Origin of the sequence: Robinsoniella sp. RHS (assembly GCF_001029355.1) — a bacterium.
GTDB lineage: Bacteria > Bacillota > Clostridia > Lachnospirales > Lachnospiraceae > Robinsoniella > Robinsoniella peoriensis.
Genome location: NZ_JNGB01000182.1, coordinates 1 through 10,126, shown reverse-complemented (window position 1 = coordinate 10,126; position 10,126 = coordinate 1). Strand labels below are relative to the sequence as shown.

7 protein-coding genes are annotated in these 10,126 nt (G+C 39.4%); 1 reads left to right on the top strand and 6 read right to left on the bottom strand.

Annotated elements, in window-relative coordinates; all coding sequences use genetic code 11:
- From RHS_RS27760 to RHS_RS27745, 4 genes are all read right to left on the bottom strand, one after another.
- A partial coding sequence (locus RHS_RS27760; RefSeq protein WP_047835012.1) for an iron chelate uptake ABC transporter family permease subunit occupies window positions 1–276 on the bottom strand: 276 nt, incomplete at its 3' end.
- Entirely contained in the window at window positions 276–1,271 is a 996-nt protein-coding gene (locus tag RHS_RS27755; protein WP_044297496.1) for an iron ABC transporter permease, read from the bottom strand. The genes RHS_RS27755 and RHS_RS27760, both read right to left, overlap by 1 nt.
- Window positions 1,268–2,356 (bottom strand): ABC transporter substrate-binding protein, encoded by a 1,089-nt coding sequence (locus RHS_RS27750; RefSeq protein WP_047835011.1) that lies wholly within the window; start codon window positions 2,354–2,356, stop codon window positions 1,268–1,270. Before RHS_RS27750 ends, RHS_RS27755 begins: the two co-directional genes overlap by 4 nt.
- A gap of 157 nt (window positions 2,357–2,513) precedes the next feature.
- Window positions 2,514–3,446: a family 43 glycosylhydrolase gene (locus RHS_RS27745; RefSeq protein ID WP_395023615.1), complete on the bottom strand. Its 933-nt coding sequence runs from the start codon at window positions 3,444–3,446 to the stop codon at window positions 2,514–2,516.
- A 6-nt stretch (window positions 3,447–3,452) separates the two neighbouring features.
- Here RHS_RS27745 and RHS_RS27740 point away from each other — a divergent pair, with 6 nt between their 5' ends.
- Window positions 3,453–3,917 (top strand): hypothetical protein, encoded by a 465-nt coding sequence (locus RHS_RS27740; protein ID WP_047835010.1) that lies wholly within the window; start codon window positions 3,453–3,455, stop codon window positions 3,915–3,917.
- Window positions 3,918–4,237: 320 nt separating this feature from the next.
- Here the strand turns inward: RHS_RS27740 and RHS_RS27735 are convergent, their stop codons facing one another.
- Complete coding sequence (locus RHS_RS27735) at window positions 4,238–4,630, bottom strand: DUF4279 domain-containing protein (RefSeq protein WP_081820297.1); 393 nt, start codon at window positions 4,628–4,630, stop codon at window positions 4,238–4,240.
- Entirely contained in the window at window positions 4,627–9,825 is a 5,199-nt protein-coding gene (locus RHS_RS27730; protein ID WP_395023614.1) for an RHS repeat-associated core domain-containing protein, read from the bottom strand. The genes RHS_RS27735 and RHS_RS27730 overlap by 4 nt, the downstream gene beginning before the upstream one ends.
- Window positions 9,826–10,126: the final 301 nt, after the last annotated feature.

Here is a 10,126-nt window from a genome sequence, read left to right as displayed (position 1 = left end):
ACCAATCATACCAGGTTCCGCTAAAGGATTACGGGTCACACTTTGCAGAACACAGCCTGCTGTAGAAAGTGCGATTCCGACAAATAGGGCTATAAAGATTCTTGGGAGACGGAGCTGGAATATAGTGGTGTTTTGCAATTTACTGCCCTGTCCGAAAAGAGTGTTAAATACATCTTTTACCGAAATAGAATAAGTTCCCCATATGAGAGAAATAAGCATGGCAGCAAGCAGGAAAATAGCAGTAACGAACAATACAATATGAAATCTTCTCTTCATCACCGGCTCTCCTTTCTAATCATCAGGAGAAATACAGGAACTCCAATCAGAGCAGTAAAAAGTCCAATAGGGGTTTCGTATGGCGGTTGAACCATTCTGGCTGCAATATCCGCCCAAATCAGGAGGGCACTTCCAAATAAAAAAGATAGCGGTATCAATTTACGGTAATCATTCCCGGACATTTTGCGTACAACATGAGGAACAATTAGACCTACGAAAGCAATATTTCCGGCAATTGCCACACTTACGGCACACATGGGAATCAGCAGAATCATTGTAAGAATCCGGATTTTAACAGGATTTACGCCAAGCCCTGTACAGACATCATCTCCCAGGCTTACAATATTTATCTTGCTGCTTATAATTAGGGCAGAGATAAGGCAGGGAATGCTGACAATCAGTAAAATGTTCATTTGATCCCAGGAAGCCGTACGAAATCCGCCGGATACCCAGAAGGCCAGTTCCTGTGAACGGTTGCCCAACAAAGCGATGACAGATGCCAGAGACAGGAAAAAGGTTCCAAGTGCTGTTCCGGCAAGAATAAGGCGGGAAATATTCATATTAGAAGCGCTTTTTAAACTGAAAAGCAAAACTAAAATACCGCTGATGAAAGCCCCGAGCATTGCTGCCGCAAAATTACCCAGTATACCATAAAGGGAAGTATTGACACTTACGATAGCGACGGCAAGGGCAGCTCCCTGGGTGATTCCCATAATGGATGGCTCTGCAATAGGATTGCGGGTTACTCCCTGCATCATGGCACCGCCCATTCCAAGAAGACCGCCGATGATAGCACTTGCAAGTGCCCTGGGAAGACGAATATTTCTTACAAGCTGCATATCCAGAGGAAGCTCCTCAGGCTTTCCGGCTGCAAATAAACTATTCAGAACAGTTTCCGCTGGGATATTTTTTGCACCTGCGCAAGCGGCGGCCATTAATCCGGCCGCCACCAAGAGGATACTGAAGAACCATGCACCTGTTAACTTACGATTCATTTTAATTTCTCCATCAGGGATGATGCTTCATCCAAAAACAAAGATCTGCCGATGCAGCTGTAACCCTGGTTAAAATAAGGGCTGGAAGGAAGCTCCAGAACATTCCCGTTCTTCACCGGATCCATATTCTTCCAAACTGGATTTTCCCGAAGGGATGCGAGATCTTCATCCGTACCTATAGCCAGAATGCGGTCTGCATCGATCTGGGCAAGTCCTTCGTAGCTGACAACCGGGAGGCTGATATTTTCCTGAACCGGCATTCCTTCAGGCCGTTTTAAGCCCATGTCATCGTATAAGATGCTGCCAATACCGGCCTTATCAAAGATAAAAATTTGTCCCCCGCTTGCCAAAAGAGCGAGGTAAGTAGTGTCTTCGCCATAGGAGCTGCGGATTTCTTCACCAATTTTTAATGCTTTTTCTTCATAAGAAGAGAGCCACTGATCCGCTTTTGCGGTTTTATTCATAATTCCGGCAACGCTTTTGACATCTTCTTTCCAGTCTGTCTGGGCAAGTTCTAACATAACAACCGGAGCGATTTCAGAAAGCTGCTGGTACATTTTCTCCTGAACAGTAGAGATAATGATCAGATCCGGTTCTAATGAAATAATTCCTTCTACGTCCATGGTATCCTGCATGCTGTAGCCCAGAATAGAAGCTCCTTCCAGAACATCTTCCAGATAGGAAGGGAATTTCGTATAGTCATAAGCATCAGAATTCGCAGTTCCTGCAACCTTATATCCAAGCACAGATAAGATATCACTGTTTCCACTTATATCTACAATTTTCTGTGGGTTTGCCGGTATTGAAATTTCCCCTCTGGCATCTGTAACGGTAATATTATCTCCGGTTTCAGCAGAAGTATTAGCAGTTTTGTCTGTATCCCCATTCGTATCCTTATTAGTATCCTTATTAGTATCCTTATTAGTATCCGTATTTGATTCTGTGCCGGTTTCGGCACTGGAATTCGTGGCTGGAGTCTGGGAACTGTCCTTTGCAGTATCCGGTGAGCTTTGACACCCGGATAATAACAGCATCGCCGCACAGGACAGTACTGCAAAATTTTTAAATAGATGTTTCTTTGACATAATAAATCCTCACTTTCAAAAATGGATAAAAATGTTAGCATGAGCTAACCACCTTTGCCACGTATTATATACAACATTCTCAAAAAATGCAAGGATTGGTTTCTTATTGATAATTTTATCAATAAAAAACCAATCCCAAAGGCATCGCTAGCTGATCTTAGATGTCTTTTCCAGTGTAATGAAACCAATCAAAGTCTGCATAATTTGTGGAAACGGATTTATTGCTGCTGGCGTACATGCCAATGTAAACACCCGTAAATCCTTCATTTACGGTAGAACTCAGAAGAGCTGCATCAATATCCTCCGCAAATAGTTTTAATTCGTGTTCATTTGGTCCATAGAAGAAGGCATATGTTTCACAACGCCCCTGTACACTGAGGCATAAGCGCCCGGTATTTTCAAGCGGAAGTTCTTTGATTAAAGTGCGTACCCCATTTTCTGTTCGGTGCAGTTGCAGGACAGCGCGGTTATTACGGAATGTCTTAACAAAAACCAGATTGTAACGGTTATCCTGGATTAATACAATGCCTGCCTCTTCCAAATCATTTTCAGGAGTAAACTCCATTGCAGCAGAAGCCATAAATACTTTATGCTGCTGACGTCTGCCAATAAATGACGGGTTGCAGATTTCCTGAATCACTTCTGGTTCCAGCGAAAGGCGCAGACATCCCCTGCGTTTGGTCAGAGAATAAAAATCTCTCTGAGGCGGATGAATCATGTTCCAGATCATAGAAAGGCTGTCGGAGTCAAAATTGTCATTCGAATCGGTAAAAGGACAATAAAAGCTTGGAAGATCAGGCAAACGCTCTTCTTTATGAACCAGTCCGTTTTCAGTGTCAGGCATTGGCCATCCGTCTTCAGACCATACAATTGGAATCATAAAGGTTTCTCTTCCAAGATTATAATGGAAGCCCCTATAAGGCCGGACGCCCAGCAAAACCATCCACCATTCCCCATTTTGTGTTGTTACGATATCTGCATGCCCAACCACAGAAATCTCATTTAACAGTGATAAATGACAATGGGTAACTATGGGATTACGTGGGCATATCTCATAATCCCCATCAATCGTCCGGCTTCTTGCCATCATAACACTATGATTGCAGTAAGTTGTGTAGGTGGGATTTGTGGGGCAAATGCTCGCATTATAGAAAAAAGTTTTAACTGTGGTAAAATTTCTGCAATTAAAGGTGAATGGTATGGAATTGCGGGAGGTATAGCCGGCGATTCAGGTATAATACAAAATTGCTATAATTTAGGTGAAGTCAATTCTACATCAGTTATACCGTATTGTGGAGGCATTGCGGGAAATGGAGGAGAAATAGAGAATTGTGTTAATATAGGAAAAGCAACAGCTGGTATTATGGCAAGTAATGATGGATATATATTAAATTGCTATTGGTTAACTACTGCATCTAGTTACTGCACTATTAATATTAATGATGGCGATTGTAAGTGTTTTGAACTTACCGGTAGTCAGATGGCAGAACAATCTTCATTTCCAACTTTGGATTTTGCATCAGTCTGGAAAATGTCAAGTGATTACCCAATATTAAGATAATAAGTGCATAAAGTTTGGATTAAAACTAACTACCCTGTATGTCGCGACAGGGTAGTTTTTATAATTGCATGTCTTGTGGGCAAGGAGTTCCCCAGCATGAAAGTTCCACATCTCAAAATATATTGAAAATCAAGTTTAGCGGAAAAACAGGAAAGACGAAGCCGCACTTCCTATTGAATTAAAAAAACTTTTGGCTCCTGAGATGAATTTTTTACCTATATTTTTTTAATCCACTAGGGTTATGGTAACACAGGGTTGCCACCAACATAGACATACTGGTATGTCTATGCTGGATCTGCATTTAGAAAACACATGCCTATCTACTCCACTAATCCATATGATAAAATATGGAAATTAATGTTTAACCCCAATTCTCGTATTCTTATTATTTGTTCAACCGTTAATGTAAATCCAAATTGCCCCATTTCTGAATTTAAATAACAATTTAACTCTACTTTTTTTGTTTTTAGAAGATCATTAATATAATTCTTATATGAATCTATATTTAAAAGAAAACAATTAATTTTATTTGTAAAATCTTCATCTATAAAATTTATCTTATAAATCCACTGTTCTTCAGATACTTCCATATTAAGAGCCACTCTTTGTCCTTTTTTTACAGTTTTAATTGGTTCTAAACTGATGTTTTTACTAATTTCATCAAAGTCTAAACACTTTCCTGAAATTGTAAGCGCTATATATCCTTGCATCATTTTCCTCCAAATCCTTTAAATTCCTTCGCTAGTTCTATCAGTTCCTGATAAGAAAAATTTTCATTCGCTTTTCTACCCAGATCTGATTTCACTTCATGTATAAAATTTCCAAAATCTGTTCTATTTACGCCTATCTGATTTGCCACATCTGATATCTGTTTTAAATCTTTCTTAGCAAAGTATTGCAAATCCATTTTCAATAATCCAGATTTAATATTTGAAACACTACTTTCTCCACCATTTTTCGTATCGTTTAAGGTTTCAACCAGTTTTGCTCCAGCAGTTATAGAACCTGGCTCTCTTGTTCCTCTATATAATGGACTGTTTGGGTTCATCATCTGTCCTGTTAGGTAACTAGACCCATAGCTTGCTGCCCCAAAAGGCATACCAATAAATCCACCTGCTAGTGCTCCTGATTGGAAACCTGAAGCTGCTCCATCTAATGCGGCTGAAAATGACCCATCCCAGCTACCTGTGTTCTCACGATTGGCAACAACGGCCGAATATGCACCTGATCCGGCTCCGATTGCTCCGGCTGCCGATGAACCTATCAGCGCGCCCTGTGCTATTCCGCCGGCTAAGCCAGCCGCAGCTCCTCCGGTTGCTAACGTAGCTATTCCAGCTATGGCAATTACAGAGACACCAACTGCTATTTTCCCACCAGGGGTTGACGCAAATTCTTTAATTTTTTTTCCAGCAGACGAAGCCGCACTTCCAATTGAATTAAAAAAACTTTTGGCACCTGAGACGAATTTTTTACCTGTATTTTTCACATCATCCCAGAATTCACTGAAAGACAATCCACTGGGGTCATGGTACAGCACAGGGTTGCCACCAGCATAGGCATACCAGTTTGTACCTTGTTTTGCTGGATCTACATTTAGAAAACGCCCCAGTTTGACATCATAATACCTCGCCCGTAAATAAATGTACCCTGTTTCTTTATCGCGGTATTCTCCTGCATAACGGTATGGGTTTTGATCAACATGGCTACTACCGTTTTGTCTGGCTTCCTGTTTTTCTGCTGTTTTATTCTCTCTATTCTCTTCGCCTTTGGGATTTCCATATGCGTCATAATCATAGCGTTGTGACACCTGATCATTCTTTACCAACTGAACAACATCCCCATGGGCATTATATAAATAAATTCCATAATCTGATTCGATCAGGCGGTGGCCATGTATATAATTTACATTCTTTCCTTCCTTAAAGTCAACCTGTATTTCACCGTTTGACCAGATATGGCTGGTAGTAACACCATTCACAGTCTTGGATGCGCGGTTATTATCCGGATAATAGGTATATTCTGCTGTATTGCTTCCGTCTGTCCAGGAAATCAGGCGGTTCAACGCATCATATATCTGGATTTCCTCTTTTTTATCTTCTGATTTTGTCAGCAAGTTGCCGTTCCGATCATAAGTATATGCTGTTTCACCATCCGGGGTAGATTTTGTTAACAGCCGATCCAGCTGATCGTATGTATATGTCTCCCATTTAAGCCCAGTTCCAGTTATCTTTTCCATCCTAATTCGGTTTCCATTTTCATCATATTCATAACTGGTTGTTTCCACTTCTCCAGTATTGGTATGTGTTTCTTCGATTAAACGGTTTAAACCGTCATATTGATAGGATGTAGATCCACCGGCATCTGTTTTGCTGAGCTGATTGCCATCGACTGCATAGGTATACTGGTATTCGGAAATAATTTTTCCAGAAGCATCTTTGTTTACAACGGATATCGGCATGTTACCATCATTGTAAGCAGTTGATTCGGTGATTCCATTTTCATATTTTGTAGTCAACAGACGGGACTTTTTATCATAAGTATAGGATGCTTTGCGTTTTCCGTTTTCGCTTACACTTGTAAGCCTCCCTAAAATATCGTAGGTATTTTTTGTATTCCGCAGTTCTCCTGTGCTGTCCGAAATCCGGACAGATAATACAGCTCCGCTATGATCATACTGATATTCTTTTTCTGTGGAGGCGCATTCTTCATGTACCATCTGTCCCAGACCATTATATGTAAAGTTTACCTGATCACTATTCTCCGTTGTAGAGATCAGTCTTCCCATACTGTCATAGGCAAATGTTTTCCGTATGGCTGTTTTCCCAGAAAATGATTTTGATTCTTCGGTTTTACGGCCTAAAATATCATAGGCTGCCTGATAGGTACCCCCTCCCTGTTCCTTTGTCTGTAACAGGTTTCCGGCACTATCATAGGTGTTAGTCTCCATCTGACCGGCACTGTCAGTCATTTTTGAAACTTTACCCTGGTAATTATATTCATATTTTGTTACCGTATATACATCATCACCGTTTGTTTTTATCTGGTCAAGGCCAGTGATGGTTAATGGCTCTGACAATCCTTTGTATTCTCTTAACAGGTGTCCTTTGAAGTTATAATATCCCTGTACATAACCTACCGGATTATCCCCATCATATTGTATGGTCTTCAGAAGATTATTCCATGCATCATACTCATATGCCGTTTTCCTAGATGTAACTGAGGAACTTCCTACTGCCTGGTTTGATACCATTTCTGTAAGCATGTTGCCAGCTTTGTCATAGGTATATACCGTCTGCGAATAGGAATCTCCGTCAAAAGGAGATATCAGGCTTGTTAGGTTTCCCAATGCATTATAGGTATAAGTAGCTGTTTTTCCATCGGGATCTGTTTCGGATAAAACCTTTCCATCACCTGTATAGGTTTTACTGATGGTATTACCATCAGCATCAACAGCCCTTATAATTCTGCCGGCAAAGTCTGTTATCTCAGTAGTCACTGCTGTACGTTCTTGATCCAAATAGGAAGTTTTGGTTGTCTGCAGATTTTTTCCTGATTGACTGTAACTTTGTTCTTCTAAAAGAATTTTTTCGGATGTGGTACTATCATAAAACATAGAACTTGTTTTCCTATCCAGGGCATCATATGTATATTCTTTATAGGAACCATCTGAGTCTGTTTCTTTTAAAACATTACCATATAAATCATACACATAAACAGTGGTGTTTCCCTGAGCATCCGTTTTAACAGTTTTCTGTCCTGCCTCATTATAGGTAAAGTTGGTTCCGGGACCTGTATAAATATCGCTTTCCAAATCATCTAAAGAAGAATCATAAGACAACGTTCCTGCCTCGATTACCTTATTTCCCATATTATCATAAGAATAACGTTCCTGAGTCTTCTGTTTCCCGTCTTCACTTATCGTTGTTTTCCGGGTTATTTCATTATGTTTATTATAGTCATACTTTGTAACAATGCCGTCTGGAGCAGTTTCCATTGTAGGAAGCCATTTCTCATTATACTGATATGTAGTTTTATAAGGTTTCCCATCCATATAGGTAGTCATGGCAATTGTCTGTCCTTTTTGGTTCCTTATATATTCTATATAATTTTTATTATCCCCAAGTGGATTTGTTTCAGTTAGAAGGAGTCCTTTGATTTCATGATCCATGTCATATGTATAAGTAGTAATGGCAAAATTTTCTTTATTAGCACCATCATTATAAATACTGCTTCCATCCAGCGGAGTTGCTTTTTCCAATAGGTATAAGCCAGAATCATCATAAACATAATAAGTAGCTGTACCATTTTTATCAATACTTTTACTTATATTGCCATGATAATCATATTGTGTGATTTCAGTTGATCTATCTGGATAAGTAACCTTTGTTACACGACCTTTATCATCTCTTTCATAAAAGGTATCATTTCCATATACATCAGTTTCCGATTCTACTTCGCTGTAATTATATATCCCATTTGTCTGAGTATACTGAGTATGGACAGTTTCACCTAGTGCATTAGTAGAGTCAGTTAATTTATAATTAAAATCAAACTTCTTTGTTACAGATCGTCCGTTAGAATCCGTAATAGTAGTTTTACGTAAGATATCATCATATAGGTACGTATCTATATTACCAATCATGTTTTTTACTGTAGCTACTTTTTTATCGTGTATTCCGCCATTGATATAGGTGATTTCCTCAAAAATACTGCCATCGTTATTTATAATTTTAGTTAGTAACCCATTGGAATTGTACTCATATCCAGTAGCCTTACCATTCGCATCCGTAGATTTTGAAAGTTTTCCTTCAGTAAATTCAAAACTGGCTAATTCTCCGGTTTCTTCATTTTTAATACTTTTCAGTAATTTTCCATCGTAATGAAACGAAACATTTGTGCCAGAAGAATCTTGCATCAAAACTATATTCCCGTTATCATCTACTGAGTAGGTTATTCGATTGCCAATATTATCTTCCATATATTGTATATGTCCGTTTTTATCGAAAGCAAATTTCGCCTGGTCTGGTGTTCTTAACTGAAAATCCCCATATATCTCAATTAGTCTTGCTCTGGAATCCAGTGCATCATATTGTTCATTGCTGTTTTTCTGAAATGTATACCGGGAACCATCCGGCAAAAATATAGTCTTCTGCTCTGAATCCAGAACCTTTTCTGATGTCATCTTTATATTTGGGCTAAACCAAAAACCTTTTCCAAGAGCCCCATCCTCCTCACTCATGGAGTTATAAGAATGCGTGATCTCAAATGGTCCAAGGGCGCTTTGCACTGTTATGTCAGAGAAAGCCTGTGCATAATTTCCAGTAGCTGCATTTGTTCCAGGTTTACCAAAATACTTGGCTGCTATACGTTCCGTCATCTGATCTGTTTCTACTGCCAGATAGAGATTTCCCCATATGGGTTGTTTGGTAAAGGTATAGTTCCTGCTGGGATCAATCCCAAAGTTTCCAAAAAAAACCTTCGCTTTTACAGGAAAGTTTACATTATGGTGGTAAGCCCCCCTTATCTGAATAAAAGCATTCGCCAATGAACTAAATGTGCTTTCTGTACTTTGGATAAAATCTCCTTTTATATCCAACAATCCGTGATCGATACGCTGATCCTCTAGGGCATTATTATATAAAGAGCCCTTTACTGCGGTGACTGCGTTATCTTCATACATCCAGAGATATCCATTTCCTTCAATAAATAAATCCCCATCAATTTTCAATACCCCGCTGATAGATGACGGACCTGATAAACTTAAGTTTCCGCTGCATTTAAATGCTCCGCCCAAATGAAGCTTACCAGCTATACTGGCATCTCCTTGTAGATCTAATACGTGACCGATGCCAATTTCATATATTTTAGCATCATTTTCTATCTTAACATCACTAGCAAATTCAACCATACCACCTGTACAATTTAGCGCCAGGCTTGGACACGATTCATTTTGAATAATATTTAACAAATTTGCTTGATTGGATTCCATTGTAATTTGTTGCGTTTCATTACCAGCAAAAATTACTGTTCCAAAATGAGCGACATCGTTAAATCCGTAAATTCCATATAACACAGTAGGACCCAATTGATAAAAATCACCATATAATTCTAAAATAGCTCCTGGCTTTAAACTATTATATTTAGAAGCACTCTGTGTGTAAAAGTCACCCTTAACAATAATGCGTGCCCCCTTCAGCACCAAGCACACA

What these genes read in the sequence shown, in the direction of transcription:
- RHS_RS27730 (WP_395023614.1), bottom strand. Translation starts at nt 9,825, where the DNA reads ATGGTTGAATTTGCTAGTGATGTTAAGATAGAAAATGATGCTAAAATA.
- RHS_RS27750 (WP_047835011.1), bottom strand. Translation starts at nt 2,356, where the DNA reads ATGTCAAAGAAACATCTATTTAAAAATTTTGCAGTACTGTCCTGTGCG.
- RHS_RS27735 (WP_081820297.1), bottom strand. Translation starts at nt 4,630, where the DNA reads ATGATGCAAGGATATATAGCGCTTACAATTTCAGGAAAGTGTTTAGAC.
- RHS_RS27745 (WP_395023615.1), bottom strand. Translation starts at nt 3,446, where the DNA reads ATGATGGCAAGAAGCCGGACGATTGATGGGGATTATGAGATATGCCCA.
- RHS_RS27740 (WP_047835010.1), top strand. Translation starts at nt 3,453, where the DNA reads ATGATTGCAGTAAGTTGTGTAGGTGGGATTTGTGGGGCAAATGCTCGC.
- RHS_RS27755 (WP_044297496.1), bottom strand. Translation starts at nt 1,271, where the DNA reads ATGAATCGTAAGTTAACAGGTGCATGGTTCTTCAGTATCCTCTTGGTG.